Below are 15,790 nucleotides of genomic sequence, written 5' to 3'. Positions count from 1 at the left end.
TTCGATATATCCTACCCAAACGCTCTGACGACTTCGCTTGATGCCTGTCGATTAATAAGCAACGGTAAAACGGGACTGAATGAACTGCGGATCGTCCAGTTCATCAATCACGGCTACCGCAAAATCTTCAACCGAGATCCGGCTGCTTCCGCTCTCATCCGTCACCAGGCGGTCCATGCCGATCCGGAATTGTCCGGTACGTTTCCCCGGCTCGATGATGGCCGCCGGACTGATGTACGTCCATTCCAGATCGCTTTCCTTATAAAGATCGTAAGCATCCGCATGCGCACGGGCAAGCGGTCTGATCTCTTCCGGAAATTCCGGGGTTTCCATAAGCGGTACCCCGCTGTCGGCGATCAGGCTGCCTGCGCCGCCAACGATCAACAGGCGGGTTACGCCGCCGCGTCTCGTTCCCTCCACAATGGTCCGCGCGGCTGCTACAAGCTCCTCTTCTTGTCCGAACTTCGGACCGAAAGCGCTGATCACGGCATCGTGTCCCTGAACAGCCTCTTCCAATGACGAAGGATCCATCACATCCGCTTTGACTTTCTGTAATCGCTCATGCTCCGCTTCAAGGCGATCCGGATTACGCAGCACCGCCGTTACCTCGTGTCCCCGGCGCAGCGCTTCTTCCGTAATGCGTTTCCCGATCGTCCCGCTTGCTCCAATCAATGCTACCTTCATGTTCATCGCTCCTTCGTTTAAAAATTATACTACATCACCCAGGATGGGGAATGGTTCTCTTATATCTTAAGTAGTAGTATGAACACCCGGTGCCGCGTATAGCCGTACTTGGTCGATCGCACCTCCTATTTACTTATCCCCTTGCAGACCTCTTCAAACTCCACTTATTCATTTCTCCTCAAAACATTAGCTCTTTAGACCTATAAATTGCAATATTGTTTTCACCGATAGAATACATAAGTGCACATTTATGAAAATGTATATTTGGCGTAATGACTTCTAACGCAATACTAATGGTATACGCTTGTCGAAGATTGTCCTAATGCTTATGTTTAAATCGTAATGAAAAGGAGAACATCCATCCTATGAAAAAACAATACGTCCGCTTGCTGGCTCTCTGTCTCGCTGGCGGCCTGCTGCTGCTAAGCAGTCTGTCCCTTCATCCAGATGCCGCGGAAGCGAAACCCAGCCAGAAGGCAACCTGGTTCTGGGATACCCCGCAAATCAAAGACTCCGCCGATGACTTTCTGAGCTTTGCCGGCAGCCAGGGAGTGAACGTGCTCTACCTGCAGATGAACCGCGACGTCCGTCCCGAGTATTACCGCAGCTTTATCCGCCAAGCAGGAGTGCAAGGGATCGAGGTCCACGTCCTCGGCGGGGCGCCGAACTGGGCGCTGGAATCGGAACGTCACCGGCTGGAGACGTTTATTCAATGGACCGCCGAATATCAAGCGTCCGCTGCCCCGAATGAGCGCTTCACCGGCATCCATGTCGATATCGAGCCGCATGTGCTGGCCGAATGGAAAACGAACCAGTCCTCGGTCGTTAAGCAGTGGCAAGCGAGCGTCCGTTATCTGGTTGATGAAGCGCACAAGCTGAATCTGCCGATCGGCTCCGACATGACCTTCTGGCTGCATACCTACCAGCTGCCGGATCAGTCGATGTCGATCAGCCGCTGGATGATCAAGCAGTTCGACCAGATCGTCATTATGGCCTATCGCGATCAAGCGGATAACATATACAACCTCGCCGCGACCGAGCTAAAGGAAGCCGACGAACTCGGCAAGGAGGCCCTGATTGCCGTGGAGACCAAGTCCAGCAATGAGGGGGCTTACATTACCTTTTTCGAGGAAGGCACGTCCTATATGGAGGAACAGCTGAGCAAGGTATGCACCAAGGCGGAAAAGCACCCTTCCTTCTCCGGGTTCGCCATTCACGACTACAGGTACTGGAAGGAACTTCATGACTCCGATCGATAACGTTGCCATCCTTACATTATGGCATTAAAAAAAGATGGCGTCTCAAGAGGGTGTGTCCTCTGGCGCCATCTTTTATGTTTAATGAAGGAACTTATCCTATCCTTTGGGTAAAAGGCCTGATCGCTTTCAAACCGTCAACATGAGAAGCAGTACATAACCGACCGTCATTTTCGCGCGTTGAAGCGGCGCTTTTTTTACCTGCACTTCCATCACCCCGGCCCCTCCCTCTCTTCGATGTCTTATTCATATACTATATGCGGCTCGGCCCCTTATGTTACCTCGAGGAAACATTGTTTACCAAGAGAAAAACCGATCTGTCATGTGAACAGTAGCATACGATCAAGCTTCCTGCACTGGAAGCGAACCCGGGCAGCATGCGGCTCATTTACGATCAGCATAGTGCTCTATAACGTCCTGCAAATATTGTTCTGCTTCCATTACAAGCTGACGCTCTCCAGCGTTCCATTGATCCCGATTGTTATCGACCGCTAAAAAAGCAGCATGAATCCGTTCGTCGCCATGGGTCACACGTTGAACCATCTGTTGCCATTCTTGGGCTAAGGCCCCGGCTAAACGGGACTCGATGGGGACGTTTGAGGCCTTATAAGCTGCAGCTTGCAGCGATATTTTTCTGAACGTATTGTAAAAATCCAATACCGCCTGCTCAGAGTCAAATACTTTTTGAAACAGCCGCGCGTCTTCCTCCGAAAATTCGTATTCTTTCCAAGCCGACATATCGACCTCATTCAACGAACGCATAAGAAGGGCTAACAGCTCCCAGGGTACGTTGTACCCTTCTTTCATCATTTCCTTTGCCACATGCAATCCGTCAAGCTTGGCTTGGATGCTCTCTTTCTGTGAATAAAGGACCGATGCCTGGTAATCTAGAATGTTCTCGATATCCTGCTCCTCGGTGCCCACAATCAATTGTTCTTTGATCTTTTTTAAAGAGAAACCGATGGCTCTATAGAACATAATCTGCTCAAGTACATACAGCTGTTTATCATAATATACTCTATGCCCCAGCTCATCTCGCTCCGCTTTAAGAATCCCTTCATTATCGTAGTACTGAATGGTTCGCGGTGTTATTCCCGACAATTGGCTGATTTCTTTTACGGAATATTTTTTTCCCATGAACCCATCCCTTCCTGTCCCTTACTCGATTTTCGCTAAAAAAGCTTCTATCGTTTCCAGTAACTCTTCAGGGTATTCCCCGTTAATCGCATGCGAGGCCTCTTCAAATAAAACCATCTCGCTATTAGGGTCTTTCAAGGCATCCATCCCCGTTTGATACGACTTTTCAGCATGGTGCATCGTCGATTGTCCAGCTAAAATACCGAGCACCGGTATCGTCAGCTCAGCTAATTGTTCCGGCTGGATGGCTTCCGGCATGGGCAGCTTGCTCTTGAATGTCCGCATACCGGTTTCGATTAATTTGGCGGTCGGATCGCTGTCATCGACTTCAGCCCCGCCGGATATATAGCTGAGCATTTTCTCCCGGATCGGTTTGGGCACCATGGGCACCGTCGCCGGAATGGAGGCCAGTATCATGTTCAATGGGATGGGGCCGAACACATAGACAGGGTCCAGCAATAAGAGCGAGTGAATCTTCTCCGGATGCTTGAGCGCCAGATTCGCCGCACTCCACCCGCCGAACGACAGCCCTAATAGGTGGATCTCTGATTCCGGCAGCTGATCCAATACTTGCCCTAACCATGCTGCTTGGTCCGCAGCGGTTTCAATCCGTCTGGTTTCTGTGCTTAAACCCGGTTCTCCTATCAAATCAACGGTGTATACAGGCCGGTGTTCTAAAAAGCCGCTAAGATTGGCCTCCCACATGGGTGTAGCAGATCCCTTTCCGGGAAGCAGCAACAAAGGCGTTTTGTGCGGTGTATCGCTCCCCTGGAACTTGTAGAGCTGAACCACGCCAAAATCGGTATGAACCTTGATCGACTCCACCGGTTCTGGCAAGTGACTCATCGCCTCCTCATAAGCCGCCGCATATTCCTTCTTCCCATCCTCTGTAACAAAACCGCTTAACGACCCGTCATCTCTGAATAGAAAGTCTACTACCGTCAGTATAGCTAGTATCGCAATGAGAATGCTACCCAAGATAATCCATCCTTTTCTTCGTTTCACTTTAATCCCCTCCTAAGGCGACTATAAGCTATGACGTAACGTTATACGCAACCCCCATGCGCTCTATAGCTGCCTGTTACCGAATCGGCTTGAAATCCCTTCCTTCTTGTGCAATAGTGAAAGGTAGAATATTGAAGGAGGGATCCGCTTGTCCCTTACGGAATGGATGGTTGATATCTTTGGCTCGCTGGACGGGCTCGTGGCCGCGCTTCTTGCCACTGCGGTATTTGCGGGCCTGTACATATACAGTGCGTCCCGGCTGCTCGGTGCACGAAAGGATTCGCTCGCTCGCATTCGTCAGACCTTGACGGTCTACACCAGGCTGGCAGGGCTTCTCGGCACGCTGATCCATCGACCGACCCGGACGGCCGTCCCCGAGGATCTGCTCATCCGGCTTCTGCAGGAATGCAAATCCGCCGACCTGTTGACGCGTGAGCTCCACGAACAAATGGATATCTTTCTAAGCGATCGCGATGAATCCCGATTGACGACGCTTCACAAGCTGCTGGACCGGGAGATCAACAGACTCATGAAGGAGCGCGATGAGCTGGTCGGACGGCTGGAGAAGCCGGGCTGGGGAATGGGCTTGTGGCTGCTCTTAAAACCTGCCGTACCTGCCCTTTCATTGGGTGCCGCGCTCCTATGGACGGCGGTCCTTGCGGAGGAACTCAGGCAATCCTCAGCCTGGGCAAGCCCCGAGGTTTGGTGTTTATGGCTCTCCAATATCATTGCCACGGTCTCTTTCTACCGTTTGTTGATGGATTCCAGAAGAAAAACGCATGGCATGATCTATACCGTGCTCCACCTGCTGATTGTGGCTTCAGCCTTATTTAACCTAATCGGCGGCGAAGCCTCGCCTTACGTTCTGGCTACCCAATGCTTGCTCTATCTGGCGGGTTTCCGGGTAACGGCTACCCGTAAGCGGCGTGAACGGCCCTATGCCGGCCATCCGGAGCTGATGGAACAATTCCTTCATCCTGCTGGGGATCACGATCTTCTAAGCGAAACAACAGGCGCAGGCGAGCCGGAGATCGGCAGCAGCCCGCTCCGGTCGCGATAAGATGCCTGCGGGCATGAACACAATGAAATACAGCCCGGCCGATTCAACGGCCGGGCTGTTTATATTATTCTTATACTCTATCTCTAATAGAAAAGGACTCCCGCATGATGACCGAAGCGCGTTCCCCTGGTCTAATCGGCCAACACTCCTGGTGTCTTTCCCATGTCGACTGGACAGGCAGCACTTCACGTTATCTGGCGGAAGTTCTTTTTCCGGTACTTGATAGCTTTTGCTTGGTCATCTTGTATTCGTTCTTCGCTGCTGGCCGGATGCCCGGGACGATCCTGACGTCTTGACCGCTCCGGAGGCCGTATTCTCGAAACGCTTGCGCTCCGTTCGTTCCATCTGAACGATTTGACCCTCATGCACTACGATTTGCAGCGAACCGAATTCCATGTCGTTCAGCAGGCTTGCTATGCGCTCGAGCCACATTTCATCCACTTTTAATGGTTTAGCCATGGATACGCCTCCTCACCGGGCAAAGCCCTCATTTATTCACTCATCTTCATCAGCCGAAGTGGCATTTCTCAATGTAAACGATCATTATTCATTCTTTTCCAACCTATATAGTATGAATTAACCTTAGCATGGGTTGGAAACGACTGTCAATGGGCATTTTTTCGCGTAAACCAATTTTTAAGCAGCAGCGTAATCACGGCTAACAACAGCAATAAGGAGGCCACCGCGAACGATGCCGAGAACTGATACTCATTGTACAAAATCTCGACATGAAGGGGCAGCGTATTGGTCTCTCCGCGGATATGGCCGGATACGACGGACACGGCCCCAAACTCGCCCATGGCCCTGGCATTGCACAGAATGATACCGTACAGCAGTCCCCATTTGATATTGGGCAGGGTGACCCGCCAGAAGATTTGCCAGCCCTTGGCGCCGAGCGTTACAGCCGCCTCCTCTTCCTTCGTCCCTTGGTCCTCCATCAGCGGGATCAGCTCCTTGGCCACAAAAGGAAACGTAACGAATAACGTAGCCAGTACGATGCCGGGCACGGCAAATATGATCTTGATATCATGGCTTTCGAGCCAAGGGCCAAACCAACCCTGACGGCCGAAAATAAGCACGAAGATGAGGCCTCCGATAACCGGCGATACCGCGAACGGTAAATCCAGCAGCGTAATCAGCAGATTTTTGCCTTTAAAGCGGAACTTCGTTATGGTCCAAGCCGCGATGACGCCGAATATCGAATTCAGCGGTACCGCAATCGCCGCCACCAGTAAGGTCAACCGCAGCGCGGACAAGGCATCGGGATCGGACAAGGCCGCGATATAAACCTCCCATCCCTTCTTTAGCGCTTCGGACAGCACCGTAACGAGCGGCAGCACAATAAGCCACAGAAGCACAAGGCCAGCCAAACTAATGAAGGTCCATTTCACCCAGGTTTTCTCCGCTGCAGCCGGAGAGGGCGATGTACCTCGTTTCCCTGCCGGGACGGCAGCGGGTACGGTTCCAGCCATATAGTTCCCCCTCCCTAGCGCGCAGTTTTCCGCGTCCAGTGTTGTAATAGATTGATTCCGAGCAGCAGCGCGAAAGAGATGAGCAGCAGAATCAAGGCAACCGCCGTAGCGCCGGCATAATCAAACTGCTCCAGCTTCGTCATGATCAACAGCGGCGCAATCTCCGTCTTCATCGGCATATTTCCCGATATGAAGACGACGGAGCCGTATTCTCCGATCCCCCGGGCAAAAGCGAGCGCAAACCCGGTCAGCAGCGGCGGAATCAGAGTCGGCAGAATGATGGTGCGGAACGTGCGCCACCGGCCTGCCCCTAGCGTGGCTGCCGCCTCTTCCGTGTCCCGCTCCGCGTCCTCCAGCACCGGCTGTACCGTCCGCACGACGAACGGTATGCCGATGAACATCAGGGCCAGCGTGATGCCCAAGGAAGAGAACGCCGCCTTAATGCCAAGCGGCTCCAGCAGCGATCCGATCCAGCCATTCGCGGAATAGATCGCGGTTAATGCCACCCCCGCCACGGCCGTTGGCAGGGCGAAGGGCAGGTCGATCAGGGCATCCCACCATTTTTTGCCCGGAAAATCATACCGCACCAGCACCCAGGCCAGCAGCAGCCCCAGTATCGTATCCGCCAATGCGGCCAACGCCGCCGTCGTCAGACTAACCCGGTAGGATGCCAGCACCCTCGGATCGGTTGCAACCGACCAGAACTTCTCCCAGGTCAATCCGGTTTGATTAAGAAGCAGCGCCGACAGCGGCACGAGCACAACTAAACTCATATAAAGGACAGTCAGTCCCATGCCGACTCCAAAACCCGGGAGCACCCTGCGATGATTTCTGCCTTGCTTCCGTACGGGGAGTACCGTCATATCCACTCATCCTTTCCTGCCTTCGGCGGTTATGCCGATCAGCTGCCTGGCACGTAAATCTGATTAAAGATGCCGCCGTCATTAAAATGCTTGGTTTGCGTCTCTTCCCATGTTCCAAACACGTCCTTGAGCGTAAACAATTCGATGGCCGGGAATTTCTCCTTGTATTTGTCGGCTACGCTGGCAAGCGTCGGACGGTAGTAGTTCTCCGCCGCAATCGTCTGCCCCTCTTCGCTGTACAGGTATTCCAGATAGGCTTCGGCCACCTCCCGGGTGCCGCGCTTGTCAACGTTCTTATCCACGACGGCAACCGGCGGTTCTGCCAAAATGCTGACGGACGGGTTCACGATTTCGAATTTATCCGGTCCCAGCTCGTTAATCGAGAGATAGGCTTCATTCTCCCAAGCCAGCAGCACGTCCCCAATTCCGCGTTCCACAAAGGTGGTTGTCGCTCCCCGTGCGCCGCTGTCCAGCACCGGCACATGGGTGAACAGCTCTTTCACGAATTCCTGTGCTTTCGCTTCGTCGTTGTTGTTAACCTTGAGTGCATAACCCCATGCCGCCAGGTAGTTCCACCGTGCACCGCCGGAGGTCTGCGGGTTCGGCGTGATGACCTCCACGCCCTCCTTAATCAGATCCGGCCAATCCTGGATGCTTTTCGGGTTTCCTTTGCGGACGAGGAAAACGATGGTCGAGGTGTAAGGCGCGCTGTTATGCTCAAACTTGCTCTCCCAGCCTTCATTGATCAATCCGGCCTGGCGGATCGCATCGATATCGTATCCGAGGGCAAGTGTCACCACATCCGCCTCCAAACCGTCGATAACCGAACGGCTTTGCTTGCCCGAACCTCCGTGCGATTGCTTAAACGTCACCTTCTGGCCTTGTTCCTTCTCCCAATGCGCCGCGAATGCCTTGTTGTACTGATCGTATAACTCCCGGGTCGGATCGTAAGAAACATTAAGCAGTTCCACGCTCGGCTTGCTTGAACCCGAAGCAGGCGTTGCTTCGCCGGCGGTTGCGGCCGTTTCTGTTTTCTGTGAGCCGCAAGCCGTCAGCGCCGCCGTCAGCATGACTGTTAATCCGATGAGAACCCCTTGCTTCAACACCTTTTTCATATGGATCACTCCCCCTATTCTTCTCTACTAAACAGGCCCCATGGCAAAAAAAAGACGGAGGAAGGCTCATCGGAACAGAGTCAAGCCGGTTTGCAACCGTGCCTGCCCTGGTTCTTCGAGCGTTCCTCCGTCGATACGGTGAGAACAATATATTATAATTCCTACCTGTTTAGTATGTTATGTTGCTATTGTAATAAGTCCCCCTTCTGCTGTCAAACCTTTTTTTCAAAAAATTTCAAGTTTAGGACCATTCGGACCATAGAACCATTTTTGGTACAACAAACGCAGTCACGGCGCGATTTCCATTTACTGATGGTTGTATGAACCCGTTTCCAACCTTATAATTCTACCCCAAAGGAGTTGATCACGATAAGAAAGCCAATACGGAAAATCCTATCTGCTTTTTTCCTTAGTGTTCTTCTGATCCTGCCGACATTCGCCCAAACGACGGAGGCCGCTCCGCTGTTAAAGCCCGGCAGTGAAAACGGGGATGTCTGGGACCTTCAATATCGCCTGAAAACGCTGGACTTCTACACGCAGCCGCTGGATGGCAAATATGGCGCAAACACGAAAGCAGCCGTTAGCCGTTTTCAAAAAGAATACGGCGTGCCAGCCGATGGAATTACCGGTGCGCAAACCTGGAGACAGCTGAAAAAATATACGTTGAATCAATCCGAAATGGACGTCATGGCCAAAGTCATTTACAGCGAAGCCCGCGGTGAGCCGTACAAAGGGCAGGTTGCGGTCGGGGCCGTTGTCATGAACCGCATTCAATCCAGCGAATTTCCGAATGACATTCGGGGCGTCGTCTTTCAAAAAGGGGCTTTTACGGCCGTGGATGACGGACAATACTGGCTGACGCCGAACCGTTCCGCCTATCTTGCCGCATTGGATGCCGTTCGCGGCTGGGATCCGACTTACGAATCCCTGTATTATTTCAATCCTAAAACCGCGACCAGCGACTGGATCTGGTCCAGGCCGCAAGTGCTGCAGATCGGCAATCATATTTTTGCTCATTAAGGATTCATTCAGTTAATCTTTCATTAGCTGAAACACACGAAGACAGAATTTTCGACGCCTTGTTCCTTGTCCGTCGGCTGCGGGCAAGGAGAGACGCATAAAAGAAGCAGCTTGATTCCCTTCCCGGGTCTTCAAGCTGCTTCTTCTTTCATATAAGTTAACGTTTGTTTGCTTTTGCCTTCTCCACGGGACAAATGCACACCGGGCGCGTGACTTCCAACGTATAGCCCGTAGAGACCAGATTCCCCGTATCCGGGTCGATCCGGAAGCTTGCGATCAATCCGTTATCCTGATTCGCCGTAAGCAGGAAGCCATCCGGCAGTATATTGAAGTGGCGCGGCGTTTTGCCGCCGGAAGACACCCAGTTGACGGCACGGAGCATACCGGCTTCCTGGTCGATTACATATTGGACGATGCTGTCATGTCCCCGATTTGAGGCATACAGGTAACGGCCGCAAGGAGATACCAGCAGTTGGGCCGATGTATTGCTATCCATCACGACGTCCTCCGGCAAGGTCGAGATATGCTGCAATATTTTCAGATCCCCGAACGTTGCGTCGTTCGCGTATGCCGTTACCGTGCTGTTCAGCTCGTTCGTGCCGTATACCCACTTGCCAGACGGATGAAAAGCCACATGCCTCGGGCCGGAGCCTGGCGGCAGGCTGATCTCGCGGTGGGTCACCAGCTTTCCGTCTTCCAGCCGGTACACAATCACGTCATCCATCCCCAGGTCACTGACCAGGATATACTTGTTGACCGGGTCTTGGAATATCGAATGGGGATGCGCCTCCGATTGTCGGTCATCGCGAAGGCCGCGTCCGCTGTGCTTGATCTTGGAGGCCAGCTCGCCGACCCGTCCGTCCTGCTCCAATGCCAGCACCGAAATCTGTCCATCGCCGTACCCTGTCGTAAGCAGATGCTTCCCGTCCGTTGTGCGGGATACATGACACGCGCCGGACGAGCCGGTAGACTGAACATTCAGCAGCGTCAATTCGCCGGTGACCAGATTGGCCGAATAAGCCGACACATCGCTTTCGCCCTTCTCGCTCGCTGCATACAATACGGAAATCGAGTCATCGAAATCCAGATAGGTCGGGTTCTCGATGCCTGCCGTGCCGCCTAACAGGCGCAGCTCGCCGGTAGCCCGATCCATCGCCCCCCAATGAATGCGATTCTCTTCTTCCGAACCATAGGTTCCTATGTAAAATATCAGTTCCTGTCCTGCTGTCATGTGATCCACTCCTTTGTCTGATGAATGATCCGGTGGCCCGGCCTGATTCTTACTATGTATTACCCATCGGAGCCCCATGCCTACCGCCTTTTTTCAAGTCGTTCCGGCAAGCCGTCACCGCGCTGTCTCTACCAATTACTGCACGCAAAGAAATGTATTGCTACCATTGGTTTTATCATGTACGATTACCACAATTACCTCTCTATTCTATCATTCGTTGAAGGAGATGACAGCACATTGAAGAAAAAAATCAGCCTACTGGCTATCGCTTTCTTGTTCTTGTTCGCAAGCGCGGCCCAAGCCGCTCCGGCAAAGGATCAAGGGAAAATCCGGGTCTATCTCGATAACCAGGAAATTCAATTTGCGGCGGCGCCGATCATGAAGAACGGAGTCACTTTCGTTCAATTCCGCCCTTTGTTCCAAGCCCTGGATTATAAGGTCCATTGGAACGGCGCGAACAAGCAGGTGACGGGTACATATCTCGATCAGAAGCTGCAGATGACGATCGGGCAGAAGACCGCCTATGTCAATGGCGCAAAAACCACGCTGCAGATCGCTCCTTTCACTCAAGGCGGCAATACGCTGGTTCCCCTTCGTTTTGTGGCTGAAGCCACTGGACTCCCGGTAAAGTGGGATTCCAAGGCGCGTACCGTCAAGATTGACCGCGAGGGTGCGACCGCCAAAGCCGAAGACGAGGTGAAGAAGCTTTACCATATCATTGAAGAGGCTGGAAGCGCCAAGAAACTGGACGAAGTTATGAGCGTATTCCACCCCGAATCTCCCGTTCTTGCGGAGGTTAAGCAAAACTATCAGGATCAATTCAAGAACGATAAACATGTATCCGCGGACGTATGGGATGTAGCGGTAGCCGGAACGTCGATCCACGCCTACACCAGTGTGAGCCTAGACCGCATCGGCGGGCCGTTTGCATGGGATGTTACGCTCCATTACGAGAATCTCCTGAAGAAGGATGCGTCGGGCGCATGGAAAATCTATGATTTGAACCTGTACGAGACAGAATATTTCCTCGGAGACAAACTGCTTGAAGCTCGTCCCGTAGTGCCGGAAGCGGAGCTGAAAGCCATCCTGGAGTCTATCGACATTCAGTACAAGGGCTTCAATGAGGAGAATGGCCCGCTGCTCATGTCCGTCATTCACCCGGACTCGGTCTTCCACGAGATGTTCCAAACCAGCATTGAGGAAGGCATCTTCGATGAGGTGAATTTCAACCTCAAATCGGAGGAGCTCCGGACGGTCTTCTTCCAAGGTGAAGACGCCGTCGTTTATGCCGAAGAAAGCGATGATGCGGACGGCGAAACGATTTATTCGACGTCGCTCTATTGGCTCAAGAAAACCGAAGGCAAATGGCTGATCTATGACGTGCTGGAGCTTGAATAGATTGCGGATATCATGAAAGCTTACGAAATAACCGTGAATTCCCGGCAAGGGAAATTCGCGGTTTCTTTTTTTGCATCTTCTTTAATTAAATCCTCCTCCGTCTAGGTCTACTTCGCCCCAGGTGACATATATCATAATAGTAATCCATAAAGGAGGGGTTTTATGGGGATTAAATTAATCAAAATCGCTGCTGTTTACTTTGTGCTCGGGGTGCTGCTCGGCATGTACATGTCGATCACCCACAGCTACGATTACGCCTCGGTTCACGCACACGTCAACCTTCTGGGCTGGGCGTCCCTGGCTCTTGCAGGCGTTATTTATGTTCTGTTCCCGGCTGCCGGGGAGTCCACTGCCGGCAAAGTGCATTTCTGGCTGCACAATATCGGTCTTCCCGTCATGATGATCGGTCTTGCCCTGCTGATGAGCGGCATCGAATCGGTAGAGCCGGTCATTGCCGTGGGAGGCGTTCTGGTAACGCTGGGCGTTCTCGCTTTCCTCTATAATGTGTTCACCCATGTGAAGAGCTCGCAGAGTAGAAGGAAACGCTGACTTTTTTCCTTAAAGAATCGCCTATTGAGGACGATTCTTTTTCATGTTTCAAACTGCTCCTTAAGGGAAGATGGGTCACAGTTACCGACTATTGGGTAAAAGTAGATACCTTTCTCTTTGAAGGAGGCAACATAGACATGGAAACGAACTCGGCAATTCAAGTCCAATTCCACTGCCGCCAGTGTCAAACGGAAATCGGGGTTACGTTCACATCCGAACAGTTCACCACGGTTCACTGCCCGCAGTGCGATTACAGCTATTCACTCATGCGACCGACCATCGGGGAAGAGATATTGCTTGATTGGGAGAAAGAAGCCGTATTCCAAAAAGTCCGCGCAGACCAAACCGAGCATGACAAAATGGAGCTGATGCTCCTCGTCATTAAGGTCGTCGAGCTGCTGACCTGGCGGGATGAAGGCAACGGCCATATCCGTGCCATCGAAACGCTTCGCCAATGGCTGATCCTCAACGGCGTGCCCAAAGCTCTGATCGAGCTGCTGGATGCTAAAGGACCGGCAGGAAGCTCCCCTACCGAGCGCAGGGAATAGCGGCATCGACCCATGATCCAGGATTTATATAAAAGAGAAAAAGGAACCGTCCTCCGGCCTTCATGGTCGGGGACGGTTCCTTTTTCGTGTCCTAAATTTCGGACCATCCTATTTTTCATGTAACGGAACTTACTGCTTAATCCATTCGTAGTAACTCTTAAGAGAGGGGCTGATCAAATGTTCGATTTCATTTCTGTGCTGCTCATGGGTCTGGCACTCATCGGGATCGGCCTATATGCCATCCGCAACCCGTACTCTTGGTGGTTCAGAAGAACGAGAGATGAAACGGAACCCAGCGATCTGAGAATATGGTACTTAAAACTTATGGGTACAGTAACCTTGGCGTTCGGCGCATTGGTCATTCTGATGAGCTTTCAGCATCTCTAATCTCATCGAATCGGTACCTCGAATGCATGCTCCATAACGCCAGGGTAGCTGCTTAACGTAAACGTGAGCGGCTGCGGGTAATCCCCGGGTTTAAGGTGGATATACTGCGTGATGAGGCTTATTCCGGTATCCGTAGAAGATCGGGACGAGGAACTGAGTCCCCCTGCGTCCTCGTTGATCGTATGCTTGTTCCCTTCCCCGTCCACGAACTCCGGCTCAATCGATACGCTGCCCATATGCCGGTCAGCCCGCTCCTCGTATTCCACTGTCAGCGTATGTCCCGTGTATGCTCCGAACCGAAGATCGCCGTCCGGTGCACGGAGAATCTCCTTCTTATCCGTATCGATCACCAGTTTCATCTCGGAGGGGTCCACCGCTTGGAATCCGCTCGCTTTCAGCGTGATCGAATCCGGATTCTCCAATATATTGCTGTCGAAGAAGTACGTCATGTCCCCTCCTCCCGCACCAGGCAAAAATGCGGAATCGCTGTTCAATCGGATCTGCTCGCCGTTAACCACAGTTTCCAAATACACGTCCCATAAACCGGATACCTTCATCGTATTGGTCGAAGGGATGTTCGCTTTCAAGACGATGCCGGCAGGGGATAACACGGCTTCCTTCAAATAGAACCTTTGACTCTCAATCTGCAGCATTTTGTTGAGCGGAATCGTGCGGGTAAACTTTTGGACGGTCTCCATATCAACGGATACGTCGATATCGAGAACCTGCTCGCCCTCTGCCGAGGATTGATGCACCGTATTCGTTGAATAGGGGGCGATGCTAAAAGATAACGTCATTTCTTTGGGCACGGATTGGTTCTCGCCCATATGAATGTCCGATCGGGAACGGAATGTTTGGCCGGGCTTAATCTGGGTTCCACCCGACGACCCGATGCTGTATGGCAGCGACTGGCTGGAGCCCTTACGTTTCATCTCGACCCGCTTTAGGTCCGCGTGATACTCCGCATCGTTTTGGATCGTATAAAACACCTCCATCTGCTGGGAGCCGACAAGTATCCCGTTCAGCGTTACCGTATAATCCCCCCGGGTCACCGATTGATTCACCGGCTGGATCATGCCGTGTTGGTTAGCCGTATTCAGCGTAATATCTTCTCCGAGATCAAACCCGGTCAATGGCGGGTACGGCCCTTGCGCCGCCATTTGCTCCTTCGGCTCCACGATGCCTCCATCTCCGCCCCATACCACGAACAGCAGTGCGGCAGCTACGGTGGCGATCACGGCAGAAAAGGCAGCCATCCGCTTCCGGCTCCGCTGCATGCGCCGTCCTCTCCGCATTCCGCTTCGAACGGCCGCATCCAATGCTTCATCGGACACAACCGCCGTGTAGATCCCCGCATCCCTATTCATCTCGTTCAGCATCCGCTCTTCCTTCTCAAACATGGAATACGGCACCTCCTGGCTCGATTTTTTGCCGAAGCAGCTTTAATCCTTGATGCAGCCGGGTTTTGACCGTTCCCTCCGGTACATCGAGAATATGCGCGATATCGCTGATCGTCATGTCCTGGTAATATTTCAAGATCAGCACATGGCGATATTTGGGCTTCATGCGGCTCAGCGCGCGCTCCAGATCCAGCTTGCTGTCGCTGACCATCTCCGCAGCCGTCTCCCGGCTGCGCACTTCTTCTACGGGAAGCATGCGCTTTTTCCGTTTCTGTTCATCCACGCAGCAGTTAATCAATATCCGAATGAGCCAAGGGACGAACGCCTCCGGATGCTTCAGCTTCCGGCATTTCATCCACGCCCGGCATACCGTCTCCTGCAATGCCTCCAAAGCGTCGCTCTCGTTATGCAGATAACTGTACGCAATTCCGTATAGGCGCCTCCGATGCTCGGTGACGAGTGCATAGAACGCTTCCTCGTCTCCCCTGCATGCCGCAGCCGCCAGCTCTTTAGTTTCCAACATCCGATATACCTTCCCCTCGTTCGACCTGCCTCGCTGTTTACTTCACTCTATATAAAGACTGCGAAGCCAATCAAACGGTTTTTTTATTTTTATGCACAAAAAAAGCCCGCCCGGGCAAGGCAGACTTGTATGTCAGTCCCAA

At 52.5% G+C, this 15,790-nt stretch carries 17 protein-coding genes; 7 read left to right on the top strand and 10 right to left on the bottom strand.

Going from position 1 to position 15,790, the window contains the following annotated elements; all coding sequences use genetic code 11:
• Positions 1–51: 51 nt before the first annotated feature.
• Positions 52–684 (bottom strand): NAD(P)-dependent oxidoreductase, encoded by a 633-nt coding sequence (locus MHH82_RS03295; RefSeq protein ID WP_012818839.1) that lies wholly within the window; start codon positions 682–684, stop codon positions 52–54.
• 365 nt (positions 685–1,049) lie between these two features.
• Between MHH82_RS03295 and MHH82_RS03290 the strand changes: the two genes are divergently transcribed.
• Positions 1,050–1,943 carry a hypothetical protein gene (locus MHH82_RS03290; RefSeq protein WP_340963244.1) on the top strand — a complete coding sequence of 298 codons (894 nt, stop codon included), beginning with the start codon at positions 1,050–1,052 and terminating at the stop codon, positions 1,941–1,943.
• A gap of 381 nt (positions 1,944–2,324) precedes the next feature.
• Here the strand turns inward: MHH82_RS03290 and MHH82_RS03285 are convergent, their stop codons facing one another.
• Positions 2,325–3,077 carry a MerR family transcriptional regulator gene (locus MHH82_RS03285; protein ID WP_012818837.1) on the bottom strand — a complete coding sequence of 251 codons (753 nt, stop codon included), beginning with the start codon at positions 3,075–3,077 and terminating at the stop codon, positions 2,325–2,327.
• Between the two features lie 21 nt (positions 3,078–3,098).
• Entirely contained in the window at positions 3,099–4,082 is a 984-nt protein-coding gene (locus tag MHH82_RS03280; protein WP_340963241.1) for an alpha/beta fold hydrolase, read from the bottom strand.
• A gap of 148 nt (positions 4,083–4,230) precedes the next feature.
• On the opposite strand from MHH82_RS03280, the gene MHH82_RS03275 reads away from it, so the two are divergent.
• Entirely contained in the window at positions 4,231–5,142 is a 912-nt protein-coding gene (locus MHH82_RS03275) for a hypothetical protein (protein ID WP_340963238.1), read from the top strand.
• A gap of 237 nt (positions 5,143–5,379) precedes the next feature.
• Here MHH82_RS03275 and MHH82_RS03270 read toward each other — a convergent pair whose 3' ends face one another.
• The 4 genes from MHH82_RS03270 to MHH82_RS03255 all read right to left on the bottom strand — a co-directional run bounded on the left by MHH82_RS03270 (position 5,380) and on the right by MHH82_RS03255 (position 8,592).
• Positions 5,380–5,601 (bottom strand): YezD family protein, encoded by a 222-nt coding sequence (locus MHH82_RS03270; RefSeq protein ID WP_009595967.1) that lies wholly within the window; start codon positions 5,599–5,601, stop codon positions 5,380–5,382.
• A gap of 146 nt (positions 5,602–5,747) precedes the next feature.
• Positions 5,748–6,614, bottom strand: coding sequence for a sulfate ABC transporter permease subunit CysW (cysW, locus tag MHH82_RS03265; protein WP_012818834.1), 867 nt, complete (start codon positions 6,612–6,614; stop codon positions 5,748–5,750).
• A 14-nt stretch (positions 6,615–6,628) separates the two neighbouring features.
• On the bottom strand, positions 6,629–7,477 hold the full coding sequence (gene cysT / locus MHH82_RS03260) for a sulfate ABC transporter permease subunit CysT (RefSeq protein ID WP_012818833.1): 849 nt from the start codon (positions 7,475–7,477) through the stop codon (positions 6,629–6,631).
• A 38-nt stretch (positions 7,478–7,515) separates the two neighbouring features.
• Positions 7,516–8,592, bottom strand: coding sequence for a sulfate ABC transporter substrate-binding protein (locus MHH82_RS03255; RefSeq protein WP_340963232.1), 1,077 nt, complete (start codon positions 8,590–8,592; stop codon positions 7,516–7,518).
• 360 nt (positions 8,593–8,952) lie between these two features.
• On the opposite strand from MHH82_RS03255, the gene sleB reads away from it, so the two are divergent.
• Complete coding sequence (sleB, locus tag MHH82_RS03250; RefSeq protein ID WP_145039952.1) at positions 8,953–9,612, top strand: spore cortex-lytic enzyme; 660 nt, start codon at positions 8,953–8,955, stop codon at positions 9,610–9,612.
• A gap of 157 nt (positions 9,613–9,769) precedes the next feature.
• Here sleB and MHH82_RS03245 read toward each other — a convergent pair whose 3' ends face one another.
• Positions 9,770–10,843: a lactonase family protein gene (locus MHH82_RS03245; RefSeq protein WP_340963227.1), complete on the bottom strand. Its 1,074-nt coding sequence runs from the start codon at positions 10,841–10,843 to the stop codon at positions 9,770–9,772.
• A 237-nt stretch (positions 10,844–11,080) separates the two neighbouring features.
• Here MHH82_RS03245 and MHH82_RS03240 point away from each other — a divergent pair, with 237 nt between their 5' ends.
• The 4 genes from MHH82_RS03240 to MHH82_RS03225 all read left to right on the top strand — a co-directional run bounded on the left by MHH82_RS03240 (position 11,081) and on the right by MHH82_RS03225 (position 13,725).
• Positions 11,081–12,241 (top strand): copper amine oxidase N-terminal domain-containing protein, encoded by a 1,161-nt coding sequence (locus MHH82_RS03240; protein ID WP_012818829.1) that lies wholly within the window; start codon positions 11,081–11,083, stop codon positions 12,239–12,241.
• 162 nt (positions 12,242–12,403) lie between these two features.
• Positions 12,404–12,790, top strand: a complete 387-nt coding sequence (locus MHH82_RS03235; RefSeq protein ID WP_012818828.1) for a hypothetical protein — start codon at positions 12,404–12,406, stop codon at positions 12,788–12,790.
• Between the two features lie 137 nt (positions 12,791–12,927).
• Complete coding sequence (locus MHH82_RS03230) at positions 12,928–13,338, top strand: hypothetical protein (protein ID WP_012818827.1); 411 nt, start codon at positions 12,928–12,930, stop codon at positions 13,336–13,338.
• Between the two features lie 177 nt (positions 13,339–13,515).
• Entirely contained in the window at positions 13,516–13,725 is a 210-nt protein-coding gene (locus MHH82_RS03225) for a hypothetical protein (protein ID WP_340963222.1), read from the top strand.
• 2 nt (positions 13,726–13,727) lie between these two features.
• Here MHH82_RS03225 and MHH82_RS03220 read toward each other — a convergent pair whose 3' ends face one another.
• Positions 13,728–15,125: a DUF4179 domain-containing protein gene (locus MHH82_RS03220; protein ID WP_340963220.1), complete on the bottom strand. Its 1,398-nt coding sequence runs from the start codon at positions 15,123–15,125 to the stop codon at positions 13,728–13,730.
• Positions 15,118–15,648: a sigma-70 family RNA polymerase sigma factor gene (locus MHH82_RS03215; RefSeq protein WP_012818824.1), complete on the bottom strand. Its 531-nt coding sequence runs from the start codon at positions 15,646–15,648 to the stop codon at positions 15,118–15,120. Before MHH82_RS03215 ends, MHH82_RS03220 begins: the two co-directional genes overlap by 8 nt.
• Between the last annotated feature and the right edge of the window lie 142 nt (positions 15,649–15,790).

It is taken from the genome of Bacillus sp. FSL K6-6540, assembly GCF_038007545.1.
The sequence above is the reverse complement of the archived record's forward strand: the minus strand, read 5'-3'. Positions and strand labels throughout refer to the sequence as shown.

What these genes read in the sequence shown, in the direction of transcription:
- MHH82_RS03285 (WP_012818837.1), bottom strand. Translation starts at nt 3,077, where the DNA reads ATGGGAAAAAAATATTCCGTAAAAGAAATCAGCCAATTGTCGGGAATA.
- cysT (WP_012818833.1), bottom strand. Translation starts at nt 7,477, where the DNA reads ATGACGGTACTCCCCGTACGGAAGCAAGGCAGAAATCATCGCAGGGTG.
- MHH82_RS03220 (WP_340963220.1), bottom strand. Translation starts at nt 15,125, where the DNA reads ATGTTTGAGAAGGAAGAGCGGATGCTGAACGAGATGAATAGGGATGCG.
- MHH82_RS03295 (WP_012818839.1), bottom strand. Translation starts at nt 684, where the DNA reads ATGAAGGTAGCATTGATTGGAGCAAGCGGGACGATCGGGAAACGCATT.
- MHH82_RS03255 (WP_340963232.1), bottom strand. Translation starts at nt 8,592, where the DNA reads ATGAAAAAGGTGTTGAAGCAAGGGGTTCTCATCGGATTAACAGTCATG.
- MHH82_RS03290 (WP_340963244.1), top strand. Translation starts at nt 1,050, where the DNA reads ATGAAAAAACAATACGTCCGCTTGCTGGCTCTCTGTCTCGCTGGCGGC.
- MHH82_RS03230 (WP_012818827.1), top strand. Translation starts at nt 12,928, where the DNA reads ATGGAAACGAACTCGGCAATTCAAGTCCAATTCCACTGCCGCCAGTGT.
- MHH82_RS03245 (WP_340963227.1), bottom strand. Translation starts at nt 10,843, where the DNA reads ATGACAGCAGGACAGGAACTGATATTTTACATAGGAACCTATGGTTCG.
- MHH82_RS03270 (WP_009595967.1), bottom strand. Translation starts at nt 5,601, where the DNA reads ATGGCTAAACCATTAAAAGTGGATGAAATGTGGCTCGAGCGCATAGCA.
- MHH82_RS03225 (WP_340963222.1), top strand. Translation starts at nt 13,516, where the DNA reads ATGTTCGATTTCATTTCTGTGCTGCTCATGGGTCTGGCACTCATCGGG.
- MHH82_RS03235 (WP_012818828.1), top strand. Translation starts at nt 12,404, where the DNA reads ATGGGGATTAAATTAATCAAAATCGCTGCTGTTTACTTTGTGCTCGGG.
- cysW (WP_012818834.1), bottom strand. Translation starts at nt 6,614, where the DNA reads ATGGCTGGAACCGTACCCGCTGCCGTCCCGGCAGGGAAACGAGGTACA.
- MHH82_RS03215 (WP_012818824.1), bottom strand. Translation starts at nt 15,648, where the DNA reads ATGTTGGAAACTAAAGAGCTGGCGGCTGCGGCATGCAGGGGAGACGAG.